At 71.2% G+C, this 26,020-nt stretch carries 22 protein-coding genes; 2 read left to right on the top strand and 20 right to left on the bottom strand.

Annotated features, from left to right (window positions below; genetic code table 11):
* Positions 1-36 precede the first annotated feature (36 nt).
* From OG609_RS31970 to OG609_RS31910, 13 genes are all read right to left on the bottom strand, one after another.
* On the bottom strand, positions 37-1,059 hold the full coding sequence (locus OG609_RS31970) for an ADP-ribosylglycohydrolase family protein (RefSeq protein WP_327276010.1): 1,023 nt from the start codon (positions 1,057-1,059) through the stop codon (positions 37-39).
* Positions 1,056-1,790 carry an NUDIX hydrolase gene (locus tag OG609_RS31965; protein ID WP_327276009.1) on the bottom strand — a complete coding sequence of 245 codons (735 nt, stop codon included), beginning with the start codon at positions 1,788-1,790 and terminating at the stop codon, positions 1,056-1,058. Before OG609_RS31965 ends, OG609_RS31970 begins: the two co-directional genes overlap by 4 nt.
* Entirely contained in the window at positions 1,787-2,866 is a 1,080-nt protein-coding gene (locus OG609_RS31960; protein WP_327276008.1) for an AAA family ATPase, read from the bottom strand. The genes OG609_RS31965 and OG609_RS31960 overlap by 4 nt, the downstream gene beginning before the upstream one ends.
* A 26-nt stretch (positions 2,867-2,892) precedes the next feature.
* A complete protein-coding gene (gene pnuC, locus OG609_RS31955; protein ID WP_327276007.1) occupies positions 2,893-3,594 on the bottom strand; it encodes a nicotinamide riboside transporter PnuC in 702 nt (233 codons plus the stop codon).
* A 127-nt stretch (positions 3,595-3,721) separates the two neighbouring features.
* Entirely contained in the window at positions 3,722-4,888 is a 1,167-nt protein-coding gene (locus tag OG609_RS31950; RefSeq protein WP_327276006.1) for a pseudouridine synthase, read from the bottom strand.
* Complete coding sequence (scpB, locus tag OG609_RS31945; protein WP_327276005.1) at positions 4,888-5,535, bottom strand: SMC-Scp complex subunit ScpB; 648 nt, start codon at positions 5,533-5,535, stop codon at positions 4,888-4,890. Before scpB ends, OG609_RS31950 begins: the two co-directional genes overlap by 1 nt.
* The gene (locus OG609_RS31940; RefSeq protein WP_327276004.1) at positions 5,532-6,644 is read right to left on the bottom strand and encodes a segregation and condensation protein A; all 1,113 of its coding nucleotides are present in this window, start codon (positions 6,642-6,644) and stop codon (positions 5,532-5,534) included. The genes scpB and OG609_RS31940 overlap by 4 nt, the downstream gene beginning before the upstream one ends.
* A 108-nt stretch (positions 6,645-6,752) precedes the next feature.
* Positions 6,753-7,382, bottom strand: a complete 630-nt coding sequence (locus OG609_RS31935; RefSeq protein ID WP_327278256.1) for a hypothetical protein — start codon at positions 7,380-7,382, stop codon at positions 6,753-6,755.
* On the bottom strand, positions 7,379-8,497 hold the full coding sequence (locus tag OG609_RS31930) for a ParA family protein (RefSeq protein WP_327276003.1): 1,119 nt from the start codon (positions 8,495-8,497) through the stop codon (positions 7,379-7,381). Before OG609_RS31930 ends, OG609_RS31935 begins: the two co-directional genes overlap by 4 nt.
* A gap of 369 nt (positions 8,498-8,866) precedes the next feature.
* A complete protein-coding gene (ald, locus tag OG609_RS31925) occupies positions 8,867-9,982 on the bottom strand; it encodes an alanine dehydrogenase (protein ID WP_327278255.1) in 1,116 nt (371 codons plus the stop codon).
* 143 nt (positions 9,983-10,125) lie between these two features.
* The gene (locus OG609_RS31920; protein ID WP_327276002.1) at positions 10,126-12,189 is read right to left on the bottom strand and encodes a tetratricopeptide repeat protein; all 2,064 of its coding nucleotides are present in this window, start codon (positions 12,187-12,189) and stop codon (positions 10,126-10,128) included.
* A 248-nt stretch (positions 12,190-12,437) separates the two neighbouring features.
* On the bottom strand, positions 12,438-13,064 hold the full coding sequence (locus OG609_RS31915; protein ID WP_189276405.1) for an NUDIX domain-containing protein: 627 nt from the start codon (positions 13,062-13,064) through the stop codon (positions 12,438-12,440).
* An 89-nt stretch (positions 13,065-13,153) separates the two neighbouring features.
* Positions 13,154-14,839 (bottom strand): CTP synthase, encoded by a 1,686-nt coding sequence (locus OG609_RS31910; RefSeq protein ID WP_327276001.1) that lies wholly within the window; start codon positions 14,837-14,839, stop codon positions 13,154-13,156.
* 406 nt (positions 14,840-15,245) lie between these two features.
* Between OG609_RS31910 and OG609_RS31905 the strand changes: the two genes are divergently transcribed.
* Positions 15,246-17,048 (top strand): glycoside hydrolase family 15 protein, encoded by a 1,803-nt coding sequence (locus OG609_RS31905; protein WP_327278254.1) that lies wholly within the window; start codon positions 15,246-15,248, stop codon positions 17,046-17,048.
* A 55-nt stretch (positions 17,049-17,103) separates the two neighbouring features.
* Here the strand turns inward: OG609_RS31905 and OG609_RS31900 are convergent, their stop codons facing one another.
* Positions 17,104-17,997, bottom strand: a complete 894-nt coding sequence (locus tag OG609_RS31900) for a sulfurtransferase (RefSeq protein ID WP_327276000.1) — start codon at positions 17,995-17,997, stop codon at positions 17,104-17,106.
* Positions 17,998-18,260: 263 nt separating this feature from the next.
* On the opposite strand from OG609_RS31900, the gene OG609_RS31895 reads away from it, so the two are divergent.
* Positions 18,261-19,886, top strand: coding sequence for a PucR family transcriptional regulator (locus OG609_RS31895; RefSeq protein ID WP_327275999.1), 1,626 nt, complete (start codon positions 18,261-18,263; stop codon positions 19,884-19,886).
* 27 nt (positions 19,887-19,913) lie between these two features.
* Here OG609_RS31895 and OG609_RS31890 read toward each other — a convergent pair whose 3' ends face one another.
* The 6 genes from OG609_RS31890 to OG609_RS31865 form a co-directional block, all read right to left on the bottom strand.
* Positions 19,914-21,011 carry a glycosyltransferase family 4 protein gene (locus OG609_RS31890; protein WP_327275998.1) on the bottom strand — a complete coding sequence of 366 codons (1,098 nt, stop codon included), beginning with the start codon at positions 21,009-21,011 and terminating at the stop codon, positions 19,914-19,916.
* Between the two features lie 168 nt (positions 21,012-21,179).
* On the bottom strand, positions 21,180-21,941 hold the full coding sequence (locus OG609_RS31885; RefSeq protein ID WP_327275997.1) for a hypothetical protein: 762 nt from the start codon (positions 21,939-21,941) through the stop codon (positions 21,180-21,182).
* Between the two features lie 134 nt (positions 21,942-22,075).
* Positions 22,076-23,821, bottom strand: a complete 1,746-nt coding sequence (gene recN / locus OG609_RS31880; protein ID WP_327275996.1) for a DNA repair protein RecN — start codon at positions 23,819-23,821, stop codon at positions 22,076-22,078.
* 108 nt (positions 23,822-23,929) lie between these two features.
* A complete protein-coding gene (locus OG609_RS31875; protein WP_327275995.1) occupies positions 23,930-24,835 on the bottom strand; it encodes an NAD kinase in 906 nt (301 codons plus the stop codon).
* A complete protein-coding gene (locus OG609_RS31870; protein ID WP_114243789.1) occupies positions 24,832-25,647 on the bottom strand; it encodes a TlyA family RNA methyltransferase in 816 nt (271 codons plus the stop codon). The genes OG609_RS31875 and OG609_RS31870 overlap by 4 nt, the downstream gene beginning before the upstream one ends.
* A 7-nt stretch (positions 25,648-25,654) precedes the next feature.
* Complete coding sequence (locus tag OG609_RS31865; RefSeq protein WP_385655859.1) at positions 25,655-25,999, bottom strand: hypothetical protein; 345 nt, start codon at positions 25,997-25,999, stop codon at positions 25,655-25,657.
* Positions 26,000-26,020 lie beyond the last annotated feature (21 nt).

The raw sequence follows: 26,020 nt of genomic DNA, 5'->3' as shown, positions 1-26,020 counted from the left end.
AGGGATGTCCTCATGAGCCCCTTCCGTACTCATGGATCAAGCGTCCCAGAGTGCCCCCAGCGACAGCAGATCACTCCGGTACTCGATCCGCTCCGACCACTCCTTGGGCCAGGCCCCCGCTCCCAGATGCGCCCCGGCAAGCGCGCCGGTCAGGCAGCCGAGGGAGTCCGAGTCGCCCCGGGTGCAGGCGGCCCGGCGCAGCGCGGTGACGGGCTCTTCGGGGAAGAGCAGGAAGCAGTGCAAGGCAGTGGCGAGGGCCTCCTCGGCGATCCAGCCGTCGCCGGTGGTCTCGCAGGGATCGGTCTCCGGGGACGGTTCGCGCAGGGCGTCCTGGACGCGGGCCAGGGCGGTGAGGCACTCGTCCCAGCCGCGCTGGATGTACAGCTCCGGGGAGGAGTCGCCCGCGTACCGCCAGAGGTCGCCGAGCCAGCGCGTGAGGTAGCGGCTGCTGTTCTCGTACGCGTAACTGCGCAGCTGCCCGATCAGGCCCATCGGCTCCGCACCCTGCGCCAGCAGGTACACCGCGCGGGCCGTCAGGTCGGACGCGGCGAGGGCGGTCGGGTGGCCGTGGGTGAGGGCGGCCTGCAACTGGGCGGCGCCGGAGCGCTGCTCTTCACTCAGCCCCGGCACGAGCCCGACCGGCGCGACCCGCATATTGGCGCCACAGCCCTTTGAGCCGGTCTGGCTCGCCTCCTGCCAGAGCCGGTCGCTGTCGAGCAGGCGGCAGGCGGTCATGCAGGTGCGGCCGGGGGCGCGGTTGTTGTCGGGAGAGTGGTACCAGTCGACGAACTCCTCGCGCACCGGGCGGACCAGCCGCAGCGGGGTGAGCAGCCCGCGGTCCATGGCGGTACGGATGCCCCGCCCCAGGGCCAGCGTCATCTGGGTGTCGTCGGTGACGATCGCCGGCTTCGGCAGTCGCATCCGGCGCCACGGCCCGCACTTGGCAAGGATCGACGGCACGTTGTTGAACTCGGTCGGGAAGCCCAGTGCATCGCCGAGCGCGAGCCCGGTCAGTGCGCCGGTGGCGGCCTGTTTGGTGATGGTCCTGGTCACGATCACGTGGTTCTTCCTTCCGGTCTCAGGAGTGGAGGGTGCAGGGCGGTAGCGGCACCCGCCCGGTAGAGCGCGGCCGGTTTCCCCCGTCCGCCGGTGCGGCGCGGAGATCCCTCCACGGCCTGGACGAAGCCGGGGGTGGTGAGGACCTTGCGCCGGAAGTTGGGCCGGTCCAGCTCGACACCCCAGACCGTCTCGTACACCTGCTGGAGTTCCCCCAGGGTGAATTCGGGCGGGCAGAAGGCGGTGGCCAGACAGCTGTATTCGAGTTTGGCGCCGATCCGGTCGTGTGCGTCGGCGAGGATGCGGTCGTGGTCGAAGGCGAGGGGGCCGGGGGCTTTGGCATCCCACCACTGGGCGCTGGCCGCGTCGCCGCCGCCGTGCGGTTCGGGCAGGTCGGGTACGAGTGCGGCGTAGGCGACGGAGACGACCCGCATCCTCGGGTCGCGGTCCGGATCGCTGTAGGTGCGCAGCTGTTCCAGGTGGAGGGCCGAGACGGTGCCCTCGGTGAGCCCGGTCTCCTCGGCGAGCTCCCGGCGTGCGGCGTCCTCGGCGGACTCGCGGGGCAGGACGAAGCCGCCGGGCAGCGCCCAGTGGCCCTTGTAGGGGTCCTCGCCCCTTTCGACGAGCAGGACATGCAGCCGGGTGCCACGGACCGTGAAGACGGCGAGGTCGACCGTGACCGCGAAGGGTTCGAAGGCGTACGGGTCGTAGCCTGCGGGGACACCGGCGCTCATCGGTGCTCCGGTAGGGGTGCGGCGAAGTTCCAGCCGGCGGCGAGCAGGGTGTCGACGGCGGCGACCGCGGTGGCCAGGCGTTCCTGGTGGGTTCCGGTGAGCTCGATGAACTCCCTTCCGGTGCGGGTCAGTTCGGATCGGAAGCGGTCGGTCATCCAGGGTCGCAGCTCCTCGCCGTCGCGCAGCCCGTCGTCCTCGAAGGCGACGCCCTCGTGGTCGGTGAGCAGCCACAGATGGTGGGCGACCCGGTCGGCGGTCTCCTCGACGAGCGGGTTGCGGCCGCCCATGTACCGCTCGTGCCAGACGGTGGTCGCGAAGGAGTCGGTGTCGCAGAAGAGCACCGGCGACCCGGTGCGCGCGGCCGTCTCCTCCTTGGCGTTCTGCACCTGGGCGATCTGCGGGAAGTCGTCGGTGGTGAAGGCGACGTCCTCCCACTGGGCCCCGGGCCACCGGGTGCGCAGCGCGGCCAGTTTCTGTTCGCTGAACTCCCGCCCGTACTCGGCGACGTAACGGGTCTGTGCCCAGACGCCGCCGCGCCGCCGGTAGTGGTCGGCGAGGGCGCGAGCCATCGTCGTGGTACCGGTGGACTCCGCGCCGAGGACGACGATCCGGCGGGTGAGCGCGGCCCGTACGGGCGGTTCGAGAAAGTCCCAGCAGCCGACCGGGTCCTTGCGGACGGCGGTGCCGGAGACCGGGAAGACCGTGCGGTCGGGGTCGACGCAGACGGACTCGGCACCGAACCGGCGAGCCAGTTCGTCCCCGTACGACTCCGAGGTGAAGACGGCGTCCACCGGCTCGGGCACGGCCCCGGTGAAGACGGCCATGTGCGCGTCCCAGATCACCGGGTCATGGAGATCCATGCGGATGTCGTCGACGGCCCCCACGACCCGTACGTCCGGGTGCACCTCCCGCATCCAGGCCACCCGGTCGGCTAGCGGTACGGACTCGACGGAAGCGGCGCAGACCAGGACGGTCAGCCGCTCGCAGCGGTCCTGCGCGGTACGGACGAGGTGATGGTGGCCGGCGTGCGGCGGGTAGAACTTGCCGAGGACGAGCCCGTGCGCGAAGCGCTTCACGCCACTGCCCCGTGGAAACCGACCACTCACAGCGACCCCCCACGCCCCCGGCCCACGCCGACCTCGTACCCGGGTGCCGCCGCCACCTCCACGGGCTGCCGCTGCTGCACGGCGAGATCACGCTGCCAGTTGCGCAGGCCGATCAGGCACAGCGTCAGGAAGCCTACGTACAGCAGGGAGGTCAGATAGAGCTCCTTGTACGCGTACAGCGGGATGTACACCACGTCGGCGGCGATCCAGAGCCACCACGACTCGACGAGCTTCCTGCACTGCCCGTACGTCGCCGTCAGGGACAGCGCGGTCGTCAGGGCGTCCCAGAAGGGAACGGTCGAGTCGGTGGCGTGGTCGAGCAGAACGGTGAGGGCGAAGGCCCCCACCACCCCTGCCGCGAACAGCCAGGCCCATTCGGTGCGCGTGGTTCGCCGCACCGGCAGGTCCGACGTCCCCGGTCCACCCCCGTGGGTCCAGGTCCACCAGCCGTACGCGGCAAGGGCGATGAAGACGATCTGGAGGCCGGCGTCGGCATACAGACCGGACTGGGCGAACAGCAGGATGAAGAAGAGGTTGTTGGCGATGCCGATCGGCCAGTTGGCAAGGTGCTGGCGGGCCACGAGCCAGACGCACAGCGCTCCGCTGCCGAAGCCGAGCACCTCGGTCCAGCTGACCGGGGTGTCAAGGACGGTCACCAGAGGTTGCTGCAGGGGATCGAGGAATTCCGCGAGACTCACTCCCGCCTCCTTAATAGTCACTCTGACTATAAAGGCGGAACTGCCACAGCAAAAGGCCCGCGGCCGATTCCTGTTCGAAAATCGAAAGCAGGAACCGGCCGCGGGCCTTGGAACGGACGGAGCCGGGTTACAGACCGACCTCGCGCATCAGCATGCCCACCTCGGTGTTGGTGAGGCGGCGCAGCCAGCCGGACTTCTGGTCGCCCAGCGGGATCGGCCCGAAGGACGTCCGTACGAGCCGCTCGACCGGGAAGCCGGCCTCGGCCAGCATCCGGCGGACGATGTGCTTGCGGCCCTCGTGGAGGGTCACCTCGACCAGGTAGTTCTTGCCGGTGTTCTCGACGACCCGGAAGTGGTCGGCGCGGGCGTACCCGTCCTCCAGCTGGATGCCGTCCTTGAGCCGCTTGCCCAGGTCGCGCGGGAGCGGTCCCTGGATGGCGGCCAGGTAGGTCTTCTTCACCCCGTACTTGGGGTGGGTCAGCCGGTGGGCCAGCTCGCCGTGGTTGGTGAGCATGATGATGCCCTCGGTCTCGGTGTCCAGCCGGCCGACGTGGAAGAGCCGCGTCTCACGGTTGGTGACGTAGTCGCCGAGGCACTGGCGGCCGTCCGGGTCCTCCATGGAGGAGACGACACCGGCGGGCTTGTTCAGCGCGAAGAAGAGGTACGACTGGGTGGCGACGGTGAGGCCGTCCACCTTGATCTCGTCCTTGTGCACGTCGACACGCATGCCCTGCTCGACGACGATCTGGCCGTTCACCTCGACGCGGGACTGCTCGATGAGCTCCTCGCACGCGCGGCGCGAGCCCATGCCGGCCCGGGCGAGGACCTTCTGCAGCCGCTCGCCCTCCTGCTCGGCGCCCGGGTGGGTCTTGGGCGTCCTGATGTCGGGCTTGTTCGCATACCTGTCCCGGTTGCGCTGCTCGATCTTGGCGTCGAGCTCACGCGGGCGGGCCGGGGCGCCGTACGGGGCCCGCCGGCCGCCGCCCTTGGAACCGCCCGACGCGGCCTTCGGGCCGCCCTTGGCGCCGCCGCGGGCGGCCGCGCCGCGGCCCTTGCGGGTGCCGCCGTCGCCGCCGGGCTTGTCGTTGCCCACGTCGTAGCGCCGCTCCTCGGGCCGGGGCCGGCGGGGGCGCTGCTCCTGCTTGTCGTCGCGCTCGGAGCCGGGAACCCGGGGGTTCGGGTTGCTGTTCCTGCCGCTGCCGCTGTTGTTCCTGCCGCCGCTGCCGCCGCTCCTGCCGCCGCCGCTCCTGGCTCCGCCGCCGCTGCTTCCGCTGTTCCTGCCACTGCTTCGCATCAAAAATCCGTCTTGTCGTCTGCGTGAGTATCCGGGGTGTCCGGTGCGTCCGGATCGAACGACGGCACACCCTCTAGCGTCTCAGCCTCGATCGCGTCCGCCTCGGGAAGGAAGGGCGCGAGCTCCGGGAGCTCATCCAGGCCACGCAGGCCCATCCGCTCCAGAAAGTAGTTCGTCGTCCTGTACAGGATCGCACCTGTTTCGGGTTCCGCGCCCGCTTCCTCTACCAGCCCCCTCTGCAACAGGGTCCTCATGACCCCGTCACAGTTCACGCCGCGGACCGCGGAGACCCTCGACCGGCTCACCGGCTGGCGGTACGCGACGACCGCGAGCGTCTCCAGCGCCGCCTGGGTGAGCCGGGCGTGCTGCCCGTCCAGGACGAAGCCCTCGACGGCCGCCGCGTACTCCGGGCGGGTGTAGAAGCGCCAGCCGCCCGCGACCAGCCTCAGATCGAAACCGCGGCGCTGCACCGTGTACTCGTCGGCCAGCTCCCGCAGCGCGTCGGCGACGGCTCTGCGGGGCCGCTCCAGCACCTTGGCGAGGTGCTCCTCGGTGGCGGGCTCGTCGACGACCATGAGGACGGCCTCCAGGGCGGGCTTGAGCTCAAGATCCGCGACGCCGGAACCGGTGGTGTCCTGCTGACTCATGCCTTCACATCCTTGGAGACGTCCTGCACCTCGGTGTCGAACTCGTCCGTCACGACGGGCTCGGCCCCCTCTCCCCCGGCCCAGCGCACCAGGAGCTCCCCGAGCGCCTCGTCCTGGTCGAGCGCTACGGCCTTCTCCCGGTACAGCTCCAGCAGCGCGAGGAACCTGGCGACGACGGTGAGGGTGTCCTGGGCGTCCTCGGTGAGCACCCGGAAACTGATCTCCCCCGCCTCCCGCAGCCGCGCCACCACGATCTCGGCCTGTTCCCGCACGCTGACCAGCGGCGCGTGGATGTGGTCGACGTACACCTGCGGCTCGGGCCTCGGCTGCATCGCCTTCACGGCCAGCTCGGCGAACCCCTCGGCCCCTATGCTGATGACGACCTCGGGCAGCAGCTCGGCATGGTGCGGCTCCAGCCCCACGGTCCGCGGAAAGCGCCGCCCCTCCGACTCCAGCCGGTCGCTGAAGATCTCCGCGATGCGTTTGTACGCGCGGTACTGGAGCAGCCGGGCGAAGAGCAGGTCCCGCGCTTCGAGCAGCGCCAGATCCGCCTCGTCCTCCACCTCGGCGGTGGGCAGCAGCCGGGCGGCCTTCAGATCGAGCAGGGTCGCGGCGACGACGAGGAACTCGGTGGTCTGGTCCAGATCCCAGTCCGGCCCCATGGCACGGATGTGTGCCATGAACTCGTCGGTGACCTTGGACAGTGCGACTTCGGTCACATCCAGCTTGTGCTTGGAGATGAGCTGCAGCAGCAGATCGAACGGCCCCTCGAAGTTCGCCAGCCGAACAGTGAACCGCCCGTCGTCGGCGGGGCCGGGGTGCGCGCCGGCGGTTCCTGCCGGTACGACGGACTCGGGGGGTGGGCCGGGTGTTGTCGGTACGGCAGGCTCCGGGGGCGTTACCGGCACCTCGGGGGCGGCGGTGCCTGCGGGCGCTGTCGCATCGGCCACCGACTGGTCCGGGGACGCTTCCGCGGCTTCGGGGAGAGACGGGGTGGCGGATTCACCGTCGATGCCCCCGCCCCCCGCCGGCCCCGGCGCGGGCCGACCGCCCGGGCCGCGGCCCAAGGGGCGGCGAGGGGTACGGGCGGGCTCGTCGGTCGTCGGCATGAAGGTCCAGGGGCAGCGGGATACGGGCGGCGGGCAGTGGCCCGTACGGGGCAGGCCGGACACCCGGCCGGCGGCGGCACTCCGGGCAGGCTACCGGCGCCCCGCCGGTCAGCGGCCGCGCAGCCGCCGTACGAGGATGCTCGCGTCGCCCCGCGACTCCAGGTCCGCGAGAACCACCGCGACCGCCTCGCGGACGATCCGCCCGCGGTCGACCGCGAGCCCGTGCTCCCCGCGGAGCACGAGACGGGCGTGTTCGAGGTCCATCAGTTCCTCGGCCGAGACATAGACGGTGATCTTCTCGTCGTGACGCTCCCGGCCGCTGGGCCGCCGGTTCGCCCCGCGCCCGCCTCCGCGCCTGCGCTGCTGCTGAACGGCAGGGGCGGGAACCGCCTCCTGCGCGGACGACGGCGCGGGCGACTGCGTGGACGGCGAGGACTGCTGAGGCCTGCGCCCCGACTGCCCTGCCACCGCGCCCCGGTCACCATCTGCGCCGCGGCTGCGCGATCCCCCCGCGTCGGCGTCGGCCGCGGAGTGCTCCTCCCGCGAAGGCTCCGCGGTGCCGGCTGCGGCCTCCGCCGCGCCCGCCCCGGATCCGTCGGCCGCGGGATCGCTCTCCCCGGCCGGACCGGGCACCCGGGCCTCGCCGGCCGCCTTGCGCCGCCGGTCCGCGGGGGACGAGGCCTGCAGCCCCATCCCCCCGGTGGTACGGAACAGTTCGTCGGCCCCGGGCAGACTCACTCGGCGTGACACCGGGCGAGCACCTCCCTGGCGAGCTGGCGATAGGCGGCGGCACCGACCGAGTTGGAGGCGTACGTGGTGATGGGCTCACCGGCGACCGTGGTCTCCGGGAAGCGCACCGTGCGCCCGATGACCGTGTGGTAGACGTGATCGTCGAAGGCCTCGACGACGCGCGCGAGGACCTCGCGGCTGTGCACCGTACGGGAGTCGTACATGGTGGCGAGGATGCCGTCGAGCTCCAGATCCGGGTTGAGTCGCTCCTGGACCTTCTCGATGGTCTCGGTGAGCAGTGCCACACCTCGCAACGCGAAAAATTCGCACTCGAGCGGCACTATCACCTTGTGGGCCGCCGTCAGGGCGTTCACGGTGAGCAGCCCCAGCGAGGGCTGACAGTCGATCACGATGTAGTCGTAGTCGGCCATCAGCGGCTTCAGGGCGCGCTGCAGCGTGGACTCCCGGGCCACCTCGCTCACCAGCTGCACCTCGGCAGCCGACAGGTCGATGTTGCTGGGCAGCAGGTCCATGTTCGGGACCGCGGTCTTCAGCAGGACCTCGTCGGCCGACATGCCCCGCTCCATGAGCAGGTTGTAGACCGTGAGGTCGAGCTCCATCGGGTTGACGCCGAGCCCGACCGACAGAGCTCCCTGCGGGTCGAAGTCGACGAGCAGGACGCGGCGCCCGTACTCCGCGAGTGCGGCACCCAGGTTGATGGTCGACGTGGTCTTGCCGACGCCGCCCTTCTGGTTGCACATCGCGATGATCTTCGCGGGACCGTGATCGGTCAGCGGGCCCGGGATCGGAAAGTAGGGCAGGGGCCGACCGGTCGGACCGATCCGCTCGCGGCGCTGGCGGGCAGCGTCGGGCGCGAGGGTGGCCGCGTACTCCGGATCGGGCTCGTACTCGGCGTCGGGGTCGTAGAAGTGCCCCTGGGGCACCTCGTCGAAGTCGGCGAAGTGGGCGGTCTCTCGGCCACTCTCGTTGCCGGCCATGGCGTTCACGTTTAGGCCGTCCATCATCTGGGGGGCTGTCGTCATGTGCTGGTGGGTGGCGAAGGTGCGGACAGCGACGGAGCCGACAGCCTCCAGCCCGATCGGGCTGTGGCCCCGTGCAGGCATCCCTGGTTGAACACCCCCGGGAGTAAATGTCGACTCATTCACAAGTCGTCTTACCTCCTTGGACGTGACCAGGAAACTTATCGATAGGTCAGCGTGGCACCATGCCGACGATTGGCGACTCTATGGCGTGTCACCGCTCCGCAGCAACACAATCCGCCGGACCCGGCCCGATGTGTCGGCAATCGAACACCTCCCTGTCAAGGGCACGCAGCCACCGGGGTGCACTTTCAGCGGGTGCACGAATCGGTTAAAGGGCTACGTTCGAGACGAGTTGAGCGGGGGCCTCACAGGGGCCCGGCATGCGTCCGGCCGGACCTTGCTCAGCAAGGTCCGGCCGGACGCATGAGGTTGACGGGAGATGTTGACTCGTCAGCCGAGAAGCGAGCTCAGCTCGACGTGCTCCAGGCCGTGGGCCTCGGCAACCTCGCGGTAAACGACCTGCCCGTCATGGGTGTTGAGACCCTTGGCGAGTGCGGCGTCACGGCGCAGCGCCTCGACCCAGCCGCGGTTGGCGAGCTCCACGATGTACGGCAGCGTGGCGTTGGTGAGGGCGTACGTGGAGGTGTTCGGCACCGCGCCCGGCATGTTCGCGACGCAGTAGAAGACCGAGTTGTGGACCATGAAGGTCGGCTCGGCGTGAGTCGTCGGACGCGAGTCCTCGAAGCAGCCGCCCTGATCGATTGCAATGTCGACAAGTACACTTCCGGGCTTCATCTTGGCGACGAGCTCGTTGGTGACCAGCTTCGGGGCCTTCGCACCGGGGATCAGCACGGCGCCCACGACGAGGTCGGCCTCGATGACGGCCTTCTCCAGCTCGAAGGCGTTGGAGACGACCGTCTTCACCTTGGTACCGAAGACCTTGTCGGCCTCGCGCAGCTTGTTGATGTCCCGGTCGAGCAGCGTGACGTGGAAGCCGAGACCAACGGCGATCTGTGTGGCGTTCCAGCCGGAGACACCGCCGCCGATGACAACGGCCTCGGCAGGCGCCGTACCCGGGACGCCGCCCGGCAGCACGCCACGGCCGCCGACCGAGCGCATCAGGTGGTAGGCGCCGACCTGCGGGGCCAGCCGGCCCGCGACCTCGGACATCGGGGCGAGCAGCGGCAGCGCGCGGTTCGCGGTCTCCACGGTCTCGTACGCGATCGCGGTGGTGCCGGACTCCAGCAGCGCGTCCGTGCACTCGCGGGAGGCGGCGAGGTGCAGGTAGGTGAAGAGCGTCTGGTCCTTGCGGAGGCGGTGGTACTCCTCGGCGACCGGCTCCTTGACCTTGAGCAGCAGGTCGGCGGTGGCCCAGACCTCGTCGGCGGTGGGAAGGATCTGCGCCCCGGCGGCGACGTACTCCTCGTCCGTGATGGAGGAGCCGGCCCCGGCGTTCTCCTCGACGACGACCTGGTGGCCGTGGCGTACGAGCTCGTTCACACCGGCGGGCGTGATCGCCACGCGGAACTCGTTGTTCTTGACTTCGCGGGGGATGCCGACCTTCACGTCGATCACGGTCCTTGACTCAGGGGGTTACCCGGACATAGCTACACATACCCGGATAGACACAGCGTAAATGGAGACACCGCGAACGCACGCGGCAGAGCCAGTCTAATGAAGGGCTTCGCGCTGTCTAGCCTTACAAAGCATTAATTTTCACTCACAGCACTACGGATTTCGCAGGCTGCACCCTCCTCGCCCAGCAATCTATCGGCCAGGCCCCGGTGCAGCCGGGCCGCAGCCGAGTCGCCCAGCCGGTCGAGCGTGTCGGCCAGCCGCAGCTCCAGCGCCGCCTGCAGCCGTACGTCCCCGGCCCGCCTGGCCCACTCGACGGCCTCCTGACAGGTGTGCAGCGACTCCTGCGGTCGGCCCGCGTACTCCTGCACCCGGGCCGCCTCGCTCAGCGCCCGTGCCTGGGCCGGCACATCGCCGAGCCTGCGGTACCCGGCCGCGGCGGCCCGCCAGTTCCGCAGTGCCTCGCCGTACCGGCCGGCGTAGGTGTGGACGGCGCCGAGCCGCCCGTACAGCCGCGCCTCGTCGGCCCGCTCGCCCTGGGTGAGCCGCTGCGCCAACGCCCGGCCGTACCAGTCGGAGGCCCGCTGGAAGTCCCCCAGCTCGGCGTAGGCACCGCCTACGGATTCCATCGCACGGCCGGTGGCGTACGGATCCTTCGCGGCCCGTCCGGCGTCCAGCGCGGCCCGGTAGCGGGTCAGCGCCTCCTGCGTACGGCCGGTCCTGGCATCGAGATCGGCGAGGTTGAGCAGTGCGGCGGCCCGTTCGCGCGGCAGCCCGCGCCGCTCGGCGACTGCCAGGACCAGACCGTGCAGTCCGTACAGCTCGGGCGCGGCCGCCTCGGTGCCCTGGTGCACGGCCAGCGCCCGCACCAGTGCGGCCACCAATCTCCTTGCCAGAGTGTCCAGTTCACCGTCCTCGACGGCGAGCCTGGCCGAGGCCAGCAGGGCGGGGCGGTGGATCCGCAGCCATTCGGCGGCCGCGTCGGGATTGGGGAAGCGCAACGAGCGTGGCAGCCCGGCGAGCTTGCCGCGGGCCGGGGAACCCTTGGGGTCGGTGACCGCCCGGCAGGACTGCAGCAGCCGTACGGTCCGCTCCAGCATCCGGGCCCTGGCGAGCTGGATCTCCGTCGGCCGGTCCCTGTCCGCCAGCAGCGCCCGCAGCAGCGGAGCGAGGCAGCCGGGCACCTCGTACTGCGGCTGGTCCGCCCCATTGGTACGCAGCAGCCCCAGGGCCACGAAGTCGTCGAGGGTCGTCTGGGCCGCGGAGACGGAGCAGCCGGCCAGCGCGGAGGCCGTGTGGGCGTCGGCGAGTCCGGCGGGGGCGAGGGCCAGCAGTCGCAGTATCCGGGCGGCGGTCGACGGCAGGGAGTCATGGACCAGCCGGAAGGCGCGGGCCAGCGGGCGGGCACCGGTGGACTGCTCCGTGTCGTCCGGCAGCTCGCGCAGCTGTTTGGTGACATCGGCGACCGACGCCATGGGGTGGGCGGCGAGCCAGCCGCCGACCATGACCAGGGCGGCCGGCAGGCCGGCGCACTCCTCGGCGAGGGTCTCGGCTGTCCGCGGGTCGACGGTGATCCTGACCTGGCCGATGATGCGGGCGAGCAGCCGGACGGCGGAGCCCGCGTCCAGGCCGCCGATGGTGCAGGGGCGGACACCGGGGATACCGGTCAGCGGGCCCTCGGAGGTGGCGACGACGAGGCAGTCGGGGTTGTCCGGCAGCAGCGGGTCGACCTGTTCCGCATCCACGGCGTCATCGAGGAGCAGCAGGGCGCGGCGCTCGGTGAGCGCCTCGCGGACCATTTCGGAGAGCTCGTCCCCGTCCGCGCCGGGCGGCCCCGTCACACCCAGCTGGTCGAGCAGCTCGCGGGCGGTGCGCTCGGTGGGGACGGGTGCGCCGCCGGGGTCGGTGAGCCGGGCCCGGAACAGACCGTCAGGGTGGTCGCCGGTGGAGAGCAGCCGGCGGGTGAGCTCGCCGGCGAGTGCGGTGCGTCCGGAGCCGGGGCGTCCGGCGATCAGCAGGACCCGGGCGCGGGCGGCCTTGCGACCGGCCAGAGTGTCCAGTCCGGCCCGCTCGATGTCGGCTCGCAGCTCCTTCAACTCGCGGTCGCGGCCGAAGAATTGGGGTGGGACGGTGCTGGACGGCCCTTCGGTTCCCGCTGCCTTGGCCGGGCCGCTGGTGTCCACCGCCTGATCCGTCACGGGCCACGCTCCACTTCGCTGCACGCGTTGCCCGCCGGGACTCCGGTCAGGGCATCCCGAGCGTAGTTCAGGCGTGTGGACGAATTCCGTGGAGCGTGGCGCAGAGGTCCCCCGATCGGATCAGCATCTTTTCCGATCGGAGGGCGTCGGTGAACCGTTCAGCGGCCCCTACGGGCTGCCGGACCTCGAACGGTCCCTGCGAACGCGGGACCTCGAACCATCCTTACGAACCGTCGGACCGCTGACCGTCAGGCCTCGAACGGGCGCGCCGGCCACGGCGCCTCGGCCGGGCGCAGCGACTCGATCCCGTCACCGGCGAGCACCGTCGCGAGCGAAAGAACGCCCACCACGAGGCAGTTGTTGTGCAGATCCCCGGCAAGCACCCCCCGTACCAGCTCCTGGAGCGGCACCCGGGCCAGCTCCATGTCGGCCTCCTCCTCGGAGACCGCGAAGCGCTCCCCGTCGGCCTCGGAGAGATTCCGGGCCAGGAAGATCCGTACGGCTTCGTCGCAGCCGCCCGGCGTGGTGTAGACGTCGGTCAGCACCCGCCAGTCCTCGGCCTTGACATACGCCTCCTCGTAGAGCTCTCGCTGGGCAGCGTGCAGCGGGTTCTCACCGGGGATGTCGAGCAGTCCCGCCGGGATCTCCCAGAGCTTGTGGCGCACCGGGTGGCGGTACTGCCGCAGCACGACGACCCGGCCCTCTTCGTCGAGCGCAAGCACGGCGACCGATCCCGGATGGACCTGGTAGTCGCGGCGTACGACCGTGCCGTCGGGCATCACCACTTCATCGGTGCGGACGCTGGTCTTGTTGCCCGTGAAGGGCGTCTCGGTCGCGGTGACCTGCCACTCCTCGGGCGTGTCCTGGAAACCCATCTACGTCCTCCCACAAAAAACAGAAACCGGGGCACGCATCCTCAGTGGATCCGTACCCCGGTCAACGTTAATGCCTGCGTACCGCCGGGCTACTTGCCCGACTTGGTGCCCTGCTTGCCACCGGCCCCGGCACCCGTCTTGCGCTCGACGGCCGCCTTCACCAGGCCCGCGAAGAGCGGGTGCGGGCGGGTCGGGCGGGAGCGGAGCTCCGGGTGCGCCTGGGTGGCGACCAGGTAGGGGTGGATCTCGCGCGGGTACTCGACGTACTCGACGAGCTTGTTGTCCGGGGACGTGCCGGAGAAGACCAGACCGGCCTTCTTCTCCAGCTCGGCGCGGTAGGCGTTGTTGACCTCGTAGCGGTGGCGGTGGCGCTCCTCCACGTACGGCTGGTCGTCGTACGCCTCACGGACCAACGAGCCCTCGGCGAGCTTCGCCGGGTACAGGCCGAGCCGCATGGTGCCGCCCAGGTCGCCCGCGCCCTCGACGTACGCCAGCTGCTCCTCCATCGTCGAAATGACGGGGTGCGAGGTGGCGGCGTCGAACTCGGTGGAGTTGGCGTCGGGGATCTCGGCCAGGTTGCGTGCCGCCTCGATCACGATGCACTGCAGGCCGAGGCAGAGGCCGAGCAGTGGCACCTTGTTCTCACGGGCGTACTGGATGGCGCCGATCTTGCCGTTGACACCGCGGTCGCCGAAGCCGCCGGGGACGCAGATCGCGTCGACGTCGGAGAGCTGCTTCGCGGCACCGGCCGAGGTCTTGCAGTCGTCGGAGGCGACCCACTTGACCTTGACCCGGGCCTTGTTCGCGAAGCCGCCGGCCCGGATGGCCTCGGTGACCGAGAGATAGGCGTCGGGCAGGTCGATGTACTTGCCGACGAGCGCGACGGTGATCTCGTGGTCGGGGTTGTGGACGCGGTCCAGCAGATCGTCCCAGGTGGTCCAGTCGACGTCGCGGAACGGCAGGTCGAGCTTGCGCACGACGTAGGCGTCCAGGCCCTCGGTGTGCAGCACCTTGGGGATGTCGTAGATCGACTTGGCGTCCACGCAGGCCACCACGGCGGCCTCGTCGACGTCGCACATCAGCGAGATCTTGCGCTTGATGGCGGTCGGTACGTCACGGTCGGCGCGCAGCACGATGGCGTCGGGCTGGATGCCGATGTTGCGCAGCGCCGCGACGGAGTGCTGGGTCGGCTTGGTCTTGAGCTCGCCGGACGGGCCGATGTAGGGCAGCAGCGAGATGTGCACGACGAAGACGTTGTCCCGGCCGACCTCGTGGCGGACCTGGCGGACGGTCTCCAGGAACGGCAGCGACTCGATGTCACCGACCGTGCCGCCGACCTCGGTGATGACGACGTCGACGTCGTCGGTCGCCATGCGGCGGATGCGGTGCTTGATCTCGTTGGTGATGTGCGGGATGACCTGCACGGTGTCACCGAGGTACTCGCCGCGCCGCTCCTTGGCGATCACCTGCGAGTAGACCTGGCCGGTGGTGACGTTGGCGGACCCGTCGAGGTCGACGTCGAGGAAGCGCTCGTAGTGGCCGATGTCCAGGTCGGTCTCGGCGCCGTCGTTGGTGACGAACACCTCACCGTGCTGGAAGGGGTTCATCGTGCCCGGGTCGACGTTCAGATACGGGTCGAGCTTCTGCATGGTGACCCGAAGGCCGCGCGCCTTGAGCAGGGCACCGAGGCTGGAGGCAGTCAGACCCTTGCCGAGGGAAGAGGCGACACCCCCGGTGACGAAGATGTGCTTGGTCGTCGTGGATGTGGGCTGCATAGCCAAAGGGGGCTCCCGTGGTCGCGATCGTGAGGTGCGTACCGGCGTTGCCATCCGGAGATTCCGGAGGTGCCGTCGCTGCGGTTCGGGGGCCTCGTCTGCTGTCGCGAACGACCACCGGTCCACGGGCTACCAGGGTATCAGCGACAAAGGGAGCCTGCTTCCGGCCACACCCCGCACGCTGACCGCACAAGATCAACGTCGACCCCACCCGCCCCACCCGTTCGGCTCAGACGCTTTGCTGAGACCGTCGCGCAGATCATCCGGGCGCGTCGTATCCTGCTCGGACACTCGCTCCGGGCGAGGTACCGAGCTCGCAGGTTCCCCCACAACGACCCCTTGCGACGACCTCATTACCCGCAGTAATGCCCCACGGGGCGACATGGCCGTTCGACTGGAGATGCACGTGGCCGGGCGCATCGAGGATTACGCACTCATCGGAGACATGCAGACCGCCGCCCTGGTCTGCCGGGACGGCACAGTGGACTGGCTGTGCCTTCCCCGCTTCGATTCGCACGCTATTTTCGCGGGACTGCTGGGTACCGAGGAGCACGGCTTCTGGCGCCTGGGACCGGCGCGGGAGGACGGGGCAAAGCCGCCGTCCGCGGACCGCCGTCGTTACCGCGGGGACTCCCTCATCCTGGAATCGGAATGGGACACCCCGCGCGGAACGGTCAGAGTGACCGATTTCATGCCGCCTCGTGACGGTGCACCGCAGGTGATCCGGATCGTGGAGGGGATCAGCGGCCGGGTGCCGATGCGCTCCGAGCTGCGGATGCGGTTCAGCTACGGGCGCGTCACACCGTGGGTGCACAAGGTCGACGGCCGTACGGTCGCCGTCGCCGGCCCGGACTCCGTCTGGCTGGACACTCCCGCCGACACCTTCGGCGAGAACCTGACGACGTACTCCGATTTCACGGTCGCTCCCGGGGACCGGATCGCATTCACGATCAGCTGGCAGCCTTCGCACCACGAACCGCCCGGTCTTCCGGACCCGGAGAGTTCGCTGGACGCGACCGCGGACTTCTGGCGTGAATGGGTCGAGCAGTGCACGTACCACGGGCCCTACCGCGAGGCCGTGGTCCGCTCCCTGATCACCCTCAAGGCCCTGACGTACGCGCCGACCGGCGGCATCGTCGCCGCGCCGACCACCTCCCTGCCGGAGGACATCGGCGGCTCCCGGAACTGGGACTATCGCTACACCTGGCTGCGTGACGCCGCGATCACCCTCTCCTCCCTGCTGCGCACCGGCTACCGCGAGGAGGCCCGCGCCTGGCGTGAGTGGCTGCTGAGGGCGGTCGCCGGTGACCCGGAGAACCTGCAGATCATGTACGGCATCGCGGGCGAGCGCGAGCTGGGCGAGGCCGAGCTGGACTGGCTGCCCGGTTACGAGAACTCCGGCCCGGTCCGGGTCGGCAACGGCGCGGCGGGCCAGCTCCAGCTGGACGTGTACGGCGAGGTCATCGAGGCACTGCACCTCGCCCATATGACGGGCCTGACCCGCAACGACTACGCGATGGGCCTCCAGCTCAAGCTGATCGAGTACCTGGAGAAGCACTGGGGCGAGCCGGACGAGGGCATCTGGGAGGTGCGCGGCCCGCGCCGCCACTTCGTCCACTCGAAGGTGATGGCCTGGGTCGCCGTCGACCGCACCATCAAGCTGATCGAGTCCGGGGACGCGGAAGGGCCGCTGGAGCGGCTGCGGGAACTGCGCGACGACATCCACCGCGATGTCTGCGACCGTGGCTACGACAAGGAACGCAACACCTTCACCCAGTCCTACGGATCACAGGAGCTGGACGCCTCCCTCCTCCTGATCCCCCAGATGGGCTTCCTGCCGCCGGACGACAAGCGCGTGATCGGCACGATCGAGGCGATCCAGCGCGAGCTGTCCACGGAGGACGGCTTCGTACTGCGCTACCCCACCAAGGGCGAGGACGCGGGCGTCGACGGCCTGGAGGGCGACGAGGGCGCGTTCCTGGCCTGCTCGTTCTGGCTGGCGGACGACCTGGCGATGATCGGCCGGGTCGACGAGGCACGCCAGCTCTTCGAGCGGCTGCTGTCCCTGCGCAACGATCTGGGCCTGCTGGCGGAGGAGTGGGACCCCCGGCTGCAGCGCCAGGTGGGGAACTTCCCCCAGGCGTTCAGCCATGTGCCGCTGATCGACACGGCACTGCGCCTGACGGCGAGCGGGGCGTACGTCGGCTGACCTCGGGGAGGGGGCGGGCGGCGTATGCCGGACCCGCCCCCTGCGGTGAGCGGCATCATCGCAGCGGCCCCCCGCTCTCCGCTCCGGTCACGACGGGAAGCCCCGAAGGCAGCCCCCACTCGCTCCAGGACCCGTCGTACACGGCCAGCTCGCGGTACCCCGCCAGCTCGGCCCCCAGCGTCAGCACGCAGGCGGTGACGCCCGATCCGCAGCTGAAGAACAGCCGCTCCCGCTCCCCGGCGAGGGCGGCGAACGCGGCGCGCAGCTCCGCCGCCGGGCGCATCCGGCCGTCGCGCTGGATCTCGCCGAAGGGCAGATTGACCGCCCCCGGCATATGGCCGGCGCGCAGCCCCGGCCGTGGCTCGGCGACCGCGCCGGAGAACCGCTCCCTGGAGCGGGCGTCGAAGACCGCCGCTCCAGGGTCGGCCAGGGCCGCCACCACCTCGTCGCTGCCGACGACCAGCCCCGCGCGCGGCCGGGCTGTGAAGTCGCCGCGCGCCACGGCAGGCGCGGGCCCGGCGTTCTCCAGCGGCAGTCCGGCGTCGGTCCAGGCGGGCAGGCCACCGTCGAGCACCGCGGCCCGGTCGAAGCCCATCGCTCGCAGCATCCACCAGGCACGCGCGCTGGAGTAGATGCCCGCAGCGTCGTAGACGACGACGGTGTCGGTGTCGTCGACGCCGAGGGAGCGCAGCTCCTCGGTGAATCTGTCGGCGTCGGGCAGCGTGTGGGGCAGTGGTCCGGAGTGGTCGGACAGTGCCCCGTCGATGTCGAAGGGGCGTGCTCCCGGAATCCGCTGCTCGGAGCCCCGGTGCGCGCCCACCGAGGCATCGAGGACCACCGGCCCGTGCTCGCCCAGCCGCGCCGCGAGCCAGTCGGCCCCGACCAGCGGGCCGGGAAGGGGGCCCGCAAGGCCTTCCCGGCCCGAGTACGCCGATATGTCGTCGCCCACGTCTGCTCCAGGTCCAGGTCCGGTTATGAGGGCCACTCGGCCCGAACCGCGCGGCGGTCACAAGATCGCAGCGGCCCTCGGCCCGTGTCAACAGCGGTTCCATGCCCCCGGGCATGGAGAAAGTGGCTGATCAATGCCGCTGTCCCCGGTCGGCACACTCCCCCGACGGCTCCCCGACGACGCCTCCGGCGCTCGGGGCCGGTACCTTCCTGAATCAGGGCGACTGCCCACCCGACCCGAGTGAAAACGCGAGGCCAGAGCCAGTGGAGACCCAAGGCGGAATCACCGTGCAGCGAGCCCTTGAGCTGCCGGGGCTGCGCAGCGGGCTCCCGGAGGTGGTGGCCGGCGCGGACCGGCTGAACCGTACGGTGCGCTGGGTGCACGCGGGCGAGGTCCCGAACATCGCTTCGCTGCTCAAGGGCGGTGAACTGCTGCTCACCACCGGTCTGGGGCTCGGCACCCGCCCCGCCGAGCAGCGCGCCTTCGTCCGCAGGCTCGCCGACCGCCAGATCGCCGCCCTGGTGGTGGAGCTCGGACCGCGCTTCAGCAGGCTGCCCGCATCGATCGTGGACGCCGCCCGCGCGGCCGGTCTGCCGCTGGTGCAGCTGCACCGCGAGGTGCCGTTCGTGACGGTGACCGAGGAGATCCACACCGAGATCGTCAACGGTCACTACGCGCTGCTGCGGCAGGCCGAGGACGTGCACCGGCGGTGTACGGAGGCGCTGCTCGGCGGCGGAGGGGTGCCCCAGGTGCTGGGCATCCTGGCGGACTTCACGGCCAATCCGGTCTTCCTGGAGACGGCGGACGGCCAGCTGCTGTACGCGGCGGGCCCCGGGTCCGGCCCGGTGTCCGCCGATCCGCTCCAGGTGTGGGACGGGATGCGCGGCGACCGGGCGGCCCGTGAGACGCCGCCCACCGGTTCGCTGCTGGTGGATGTGCCGGGCGGCGGCCCTGGAACCGGTTCGGTACGGGCCAGGCTGGTGCTGCTGGCCGTGGCCGGCCCGCTGGTGACGGTGCACCGGATGGCGGCGGAGCGGGCGGCCGGCATCCTCGCCGTCGTGCTGATGCAGGCCCGCCAGGAGGAGGAGCTCGCCGCGCGCGGCCGGGGCGACTTCCTGACGGATCTCGCCGAGGGCCGGATCACTGCGGAGGACGCGCCGGCGCAAGCCCGCGTACTGGGCTTCAAACCGGGTGAGATGCCGCTGCTGCCGGTGGTCATGCGGCTGGCCCCCGAGCTGTCCGTGTCGGGGAACTGGGCACTGCTGGCGCGGGCAGTGCTGGAGGAGCTCTCGTCGGTGGGTGTGCCGGTGCTGCTCGGTGTGCGGCCTGTGGAGGGCCGGGTTCCGGTACTGCTGGGGCTGCGGTCCGAGACGGAGCGTACGGCGGTCGCGGACCGGGTCGCGGCGGCTCTGCGGGCGGGTGTGGAGCGGGCCGGTCTGGAGCGTGCAGGATCGTATCCGCCGGTCGTGGTGGTGGGCGTGGCGGGCGGCTGGGCGGCGGCCGGTGCGGGGCTGCGGCACGCCGCGGAGACGGCGACGGCCGCGCACGGTCTCAGCGACCGGCCCTGGTACGACGCCCGGCGTCTGGACATCGATCTGCTGCTGTGGCGGCTGCGGGACCATCCGGATCTGGCGGCGTTCGTGGACCGGGCGATCGGCCCGCTGCGCGATCACGACCGCACCTCCCGCCCTCCGCTGCTGCCGACGCTGGAGACGTATCTGGCCCACGCGGGCCGCAAGGCGGAGACGGCGCGCGAACTGCATCTGAACCGTCAGACGCTGTACAACCGGCTGGCCCGCATCGGCGAACTGCTCGGCACCGACCTGGACGACCCCCAGGCGGTCCTGGCGCTGAGCCTTGCCCTCCGGGCCCGCCGCCACACTTCGTAGCTCCGGACTCGTTCGACGAGCAGCCGCTCACCGCGTCCGCGCCACCGCCAACGGTTTCGTCAACTCGTCGTAGATGCTGAGAACTTGAGCGATCGTGTCGTCCTCCGTCGGCCAACTCGCGGCCTGTACACGCCCCGCGGCCACCAGCTCCGCGCGCCGCCCCCGATCACCGAGCAGTCTGACCACCGCCCGCGCGAGCGCCTCCGCATTCCCGTACGGTACGAGCTCCGCCCCGTCCCCCACGAGTTCGGGCACCCCTCCGACCGCGGTGGCGACCAGCGGTACGCCGAGCCGCAGCGCCTCCTGGGCAAGTACCGAGCGCGCCTCCCACCGGCTGGACAGCACGGCCAGATCGGCGGCGGCGAGAAGTTCTGCGATGTCGTCGTGGCTGCCGATGAGCCGGACGGGCAGCTCCTCGTTCCTGATCCGGCGCTGCAGAGCGGCCCGCTCCCGCCCCTCCCCCACGATGATCAGCAGCGGTACGGGGTCGAGTTCGCGCCATACCCGTGCGGCATCTAGCAGCATGTCGTACCCGTGATGCGGTACGAGACTCCCGTACGACACGATCAACGGCCGTTCCACCACACCGAGTTCGGCCCGCGCCTTGCCTTCGTGGACATCGGCGGGAACGCGCGGTACGGGGGCGGAGACCGGCGAGAGCCGGGCATCGCGCGCTCCTCGGTGCCGCGCCCGGTCGACCAGGTCCGATGTCGTACCGAGCACAACTGCCGCCGCACGGGCGGCTCTTCGCTCCATCAGATGAAGCAGCCGGCTGCGTGCTCCCTCGGCGTGGGCGCGAGCGTGCCAGGTGACGACCAGCGGGATACGGCGGCCGCCGAGCGCAAGAGCGGCGCGTACGGCGGCGTGCAGACCGTGCGCGTGGACCACGTCCGCCGTCAGGCAGGCGGTACGCAGCGCGGCAACGGCGACGGGATCGCTGCGCCGCGGTACGGGAGCGAACCGGGCACCCGTACCGGAGAAGTCGTAGGCGTGGTCCAGTTCGGCCGGGGCACAGACGGTGACGTGCACGCCTCTCGCCACCAGCCCTGCGGCCAGCGAGCTGACGTGGGCGCTGCTGCCCGCGCTGCCGCCGCCCAGGACTTGGACCGTACGCAGCTGTGACACGTTGAATGGCTCCCGAGTGGCGGTGATGGCACCGTCAAGGATGCCAGTCCGTACGCACGTTCCGGCACAGTCGAGCCGCTGTCCCGCTGCATACAACAGCAACCGGCCGTGACGCACCACTCGCACGGGTGAGAAGGTGGCGCGATGTTGCCGCCTCCTTGGGCCCTGTCAGCGGTCCGACAGCATGTGGGCGAGGCGGCTGATCCGGTCCCCGTACACCGTCGCCGCGACAAGCCCCGCCGCATGGGCGACGAGCCCGGCCCGGCCGCGGCCCACGACGATGGCGACTCCGAGTGCGGCGCCCAGGGCGTGGGCCCCGGTGTCCCCGATCATGGTGCGCTCACCCAGGTCGTCGGCGACGAGGGCTGCCGCGGCCCCCATGGGCGCGGCAGCGAGGGCGCCCGGCAGGCCCGGGGCCCCGAGGGCGAGCACGGTGGCGGCGGCCACTGCGGGCCGTACATCCGCCAGATTGACAAGGTGCGCACCTCCGGCGATCACGACGCCGGCGAGGACCCGGTCGACGGGCCGCTCCTTGAGCAGCGCACCGGCCGCGAGCCCGGCGGCCCCGATCCCGAAGAGCTTCACCGCGCCACTGGTCACCTCGCCGTCCCGCAGCGCACCCAAGTGGGCACGGAACCCGCGGCGCGGATCGTCCGCACCGACGAGGTCGTCGTAGGCACCGCAGCCGCCGGCCGCGAGAACGGCGAGCACGGCGGCGTACCGGGTACGCGCAGGCAGTGGGAGAACGGCGGTTCCGGCTGCGGCGCCGAGGGCGACGGCCGGTCCCGCGTACAGATCGACGGTGCGGCCCGCGTAGTTGGTTCGCTGCCAGCGCCTGCGCGGCCGGGCCCGCAGCGCCCGGTACGCACCCCCCGCGACGGCGGCTGCGACGGCACCGGACACTGCGGCTCTGCTGAACGTTGCTCCCATGCGAGCCAGGCTACGCAGCGGCCCGCCGGACCGTCCGGAGGGCCGCTGCGTCCGCACATCGCCGGGCAGACTCGAATGACAATCCCGCCCGGAGACCGAGCACGAACACGCGCCCGACGGCCGCGAAGCCCCCGCTACCCGTCCGCCCGCGCCGCGGCCAGCAGCTCCTCCGCATGGGCCCGGGCCGTCTGCGAGTCCTCCTGTCCCGCGAGCATCCGGGACAGCTCCCGTACCCGGTCCTCGCCCTCCAGGACCGTGACCCCGCTGCTGGTCACCGACCCGTCGACCGTCTTCTCGACCAGCAACTGCCGGTCCGCGAAGGCCGCCACCTGCGGCAGGTGCGTGACGACGACGACCTGCGCGGACCTGGCGAGCTTCGCCAGCCGCCGCCCGACCTCGACGGCCGCCTTGCCGCCGACGCCCGCGTCGACCTCGTCGAAGAGGTACGTGGGTACGGGATCGGAGCCGGCGAACACCACCTCGACGGCGAGCATCACCCGGGACAGCTCACCGCCCGACGCGCCCTTGGCGATCGGCCGCGGCTGGGCGCCGGGGTGCGGGGCCAGCAGAAGCTCGACCTCGTCGGCGCCGGACGGCCCGTAGACCACACTCCGCCCGCCGATCTCGATGCCGGACGCCTCGTCCGCCGCCTCGGTCTGCCGGATGTCGAAGGAGACCCGGGCGTGCGGCATGGCGAGGGATGCCAGCTCCGCGGTCACCGCCTCGGCGAAGCGCTCCGCCGCCCCTGTACGCGCATCGGTCAACGCCTGCCCGAGGCCCGAGAGTTCGGCGCGCAGCGCATCGCGCTCCGCCGTCAGCTCGCCGATGCGGTCGTCGTCGCCCTCCAGCTCGGTGAGCCGGGTGGCCCCTTCCTCGGCCCAGGCGAGTACGGCGGTGATGTCCTCGCCGTACTTGCGGGTGAGTCCGGTGAGTGCGGCTCGCCGCTCCTCCACCGCGGCGAGCCGCAGCGGATCGGCGTCCAGCTGGTCGGCGTACCCGGCCAGTTCGCCCGCCACATCGGCGAGCAGGATCGAGATCTCGCCGATCCGGTCGGCGAGCGCGGCCAGCGCCGGATCGTGGGCCCGTACGGCGTCCAGGGACCGTCCGGCAGCCGCGACCACAGTCGTCGCGTCGACGCCCTCCGGATCCTCCGGGTTGCCCGCGAGCGCGGTGTGTGCGAGGGCCGCCGCGGAAGCGAGCGCTTCGGCATGGCCGAGCCGCTCGGCCTCGGCGGCCAGGTCGCCGTCCTCACCCGCGAGTGGTTCGACCGCAACGATCTCGCTCAGCCCGAAGCGCAGCAGATCCGCTTCCTGGGCGCGTTCGCGGGCGCGCGTCGTCAGCTCGTCGAGTTCCGTGACGACGGCCCGCAGCCGTCGGTAGGCCGACGCGTACTTGGCGTGCGGCACGGCGACACCGTCGCCCGCGTACCGGTCGAGGGCCTGCCGCTGCCGCGCGGGCTTGAGCAGCCCCTGCTGGTCGGTCTGGCCGTGCACGGCGACGAGTTCGTCGGCGAGTTCGGCAAGCACTCCCACCGGCACGGATCTGCCGCCGAGATGCGCCCGGGAGCGCCCCTCCGCGGAGACGGTACGACTGATCAACAGCGCGCCGTCGTCGAATTCGGCCCCGGCCTCCTCGGCCCGCAGGGCCACGGCGTCGCCGTCGGACACCGTGATCCGCCCCTCGACGATCGCGGCCTTGGCCCCGATCCGCACCAGGGCAGGGTCGGCACGCCCGCCGAGCAACAGCCCGAGGCTGGTGACGACCATGGTCTTGCCCGCGCCGGTCTCACCCGTCACCGCGGTGAAACCGGGTGACAGCTCGACCACCGCGTCGTCGATGACTCCGAGCGACCGTATCCGCATCTCCTCCAACACGGACATGACCTTACGAGGTCCGGGCCCCGATGTGCGACGGGCCCCGCCCCCCGGGGGTCACTCTCCCGTGTGCTCCTGGAGCATTCACACCGCCTCCGGGGGAATGTACGCCGGTCAGTGCGGCGCGCCCCGCCACCCCGAGACGGGCAGTGCGAACTTCGCCACCAGCCGGTCCGTGAAAGAGGCGTGGTGCAGCCGCGCGAGCCGTACGGGCACCGCACCGCGCCGCACCTCGACCCGCGCCCCCGCGGGCAGCTCCACGGTCCTGCGCCCGTCGCACCACAGCACTCCGTGCGGGGTGTGCTGCTGGACCTCGACGGCGAGCACCGAGGTCGGCGAGGTCACCAGTGGCTTGGCGAACAGTGCATGGGCGCTGATCGGCACCATCAGCAGCGCCTCGACCTCGGGCCAGACGACGGGTCCGCCCGCCGAGAAGGCGTATGCGGTCGATCCGGTCGGGGTCGCGCAGACGATCCCGTCGCAGCCGAACCCGGTCACCGGCCGACCGTCGATCTCCAGGACCACCTCCAGCATCCGCTCGGGCGACACCTTCTGCACCGCTGCTTCGTTGAGCGCCCAGTCGGTGTGGACGATGTCGCCGTTGCTGTGCACGACGACGTCGAGCGTCATCCGTTCCTCGACCTGGTACGCCCGGGTGACGACCCGGTCGACGACCTTGTCCAGGTCGTCCCGCTCGGCCTCGGCGAGGAAGCCGACCCGGCCGAGGTTGACGCCGAGCATCGGCACCCCGGAGGCGCGGGAGAGTTCGGCGCCGCGCAGCAGTGTCCCGTCCCCGCCGAGCACGATCAGCAGCTCACAGCCGTCCATGGCCTTGGGCGTGGTGTCCGTGACCGTCTCGACGGACGGCGGCAGCGGGAGATCGGCCGCCTCGGTGGCCAGCACCCGTACGCCGAGGCCGCTGCGCAGCAGTCCCTGTACGACCAGCTCGGCGCTGCGGATCGCGGCCGGGCGGCCGGTGTGTGCCAAAAGAAAGACAGTTCGTGCCGCATTCGTCGTCAACGAGGCCCCTCCGCCACTGCACGGTCGACATCTGCGGGATCCAGCTCAGGTGCTCCGGCCCGCAGCCACAGAAAGTACTCGACATTTCCCGAGGGCCCCGGCAGTGGACTCGCCGTCACCCCCTGCACTCCGAGACCCAGCGCCCAGGCCCGGCGCGCCACCTCCCGTACCGCTTCGGCCCGCAGCTCGGGGCTGCGCACCACTCCACCGCTGCCGAGCCGCTCCTTGCCGACCTCGAACTGTGGCTTGACCATGAGGACCAGGTCCGCGTCCGGGGCGGCGCAGCGCGCCAGAGCGGGCAGGACCAGCCCCAGCGGGATGAACGACAGATCGCCGACGACCAGGTCCACCGGCTTCCCGTCGATGGCTTCCAGCGTCAACTCCCGCACGTTGGTACGGTCCTTGACGGTGACGCGCTCATCGGACTGGAGCGACCAGGCGAGCTGCCCGTAGCCGACGTCGACGGCGACGACATGACCGGCGCCGGCCCGCAGCAGGACGTCGGTGAAGCCACCTGTCGACGCCCCGGCGTCCAGTGCCCGCCGCCCCTCGACCTTCAGCCCGAGGGGCACGAAGGCGGCGAGGGCACCGGCGAGCTTGTGCCCGCCACGCGAGACGTACTCGGGGTCGCTGTCGTCCTTGATCACGACGACGGCGGCGCTGGTCTCGACCTGGGTGGCGGGTTTGGTCGCGGTGTTTCCGCCGACGGTCACCCGCCCTGCGGCGATCAGCTGGCTCGCATGCTCGCGCGAGCGGGCGAGCTTACGACGTACCAGCTCGGCGTCGAGACGGCGACGTGCCACTCCTGCCACGTTCGGTTCAGCTCCTGTTGTTGTACGAGGGCATCGGTGCGGGTACCGGTGCGGGTGCGGGCCTGGCGTCCAGCGCGGTCAGCGCGTCGCGCAGCCCACTGTGTACATCCTCGTACACCTCGATGTGTCCGTCCGCCGGGAGGTGGTCCGCATCGGCGAGACGCTCCAGCCGTGCGTCGACCTCGGCGTTGCCGGTGGGGGTGCGTACGACGCCGAGGGGCGCGGGTGCGGCGGGGTCGACAGGGGTTGCGGCGGCCGGGGCCGGGGCCACGCCCTCGTCGGACGGATCTTCCGCCACGGCCATGGGTGTCACCCCGGGCGCTGTTCCGGCTGCCGGGATCGAGTCGCTCATGCGGGAAACGCTACCGCGAAG

The organism is Streptomyces sp. NBC_01224, from assembly GCF_036002945.1.
Classification (GTDB): Bacteria; Actinomycetota; Actinomycetes; order Streptomycetales; family Streptomycetaceae; genus Streptomyces.
This window is presented reverse-complemented; position numbering and strand designations above follow the sequence as displayed.

Excerpts from the sequence above, each read along its gene's own strand:
- OG609_RS31965 (WP_327276009.1), bottom strand. The coding sequence starts at position 1,790 with ATGAGCGCCGGTGTCCCCGCAGGCTACGACCCGTACGCCTTCGAACCC.
- OG609_RS31950 (WP_327276006.1), bottom strand. The coding sequence starts at position 4,888 with ATGCGAAGCAGTGGCAGGAACAGCGGAAGCAGCGGCGGCGGAGCCAGG.
- scpB (WP_327276005.1), bottom strand. The coding sequence starts at position 5,535 with ATGAGTCAGCAGGACACCACCGGTTCCGGCGTCGCGGATCTTGAGCTC.
- OG609_RS31940 (WP_327276004.1), bottom strand. The coding sequence starts at position 6,644 with ATGCCGACGACCGACGAGCCCGCCCGTACCCCTCGCCGCCCCTTGGGC.
- OG609_RS31930 (WP_327276003.1), bottom strand. The coding sequence starts at position 8,497 with ATGCCTGCACGGGGCCACAGCCCGATCGGGCTGGAGGCTGTCGGCTCC.
- OG609_RS31915 (WP_189276405.1), bottom strand. The coding sequence starts at position 13,064 with ATGGGTTTCCAGGACACGCCCGAGGAGTGGCAGGTCACCGCGACCGAG.
- OG609_RS31910 (WP_327276001.1), bottom strand. The coding sequence starts at position 14,839 with ATGCAGCCCACATCCACGACGACCAAGCACATCTTCGTCACCGGGGGT.
- OG609_RS31885 (WP_327275997.1), bottom strand. The coding sequence starts at position 21,941 with ATGGGAGCAACGTTCAGCAGAGCCGCAGTGTCCGGTGCCGTCGCAGCC.
- recN (WP_327275996.1), bottom strand. The coding sequence starts at position 23,821 with ATGTCCGTGTTGGAGGAGATGCGGATACGGTCGCTCGGAGTCATCGAC.
- OG609_RS31865 (WP_385655859.1), bottom strand. The coding sequence starts at position 25,999 with ATGAGCGACTCGATCCCGGCAGCCGGAACAGCGCCCGGGGTGACACCC.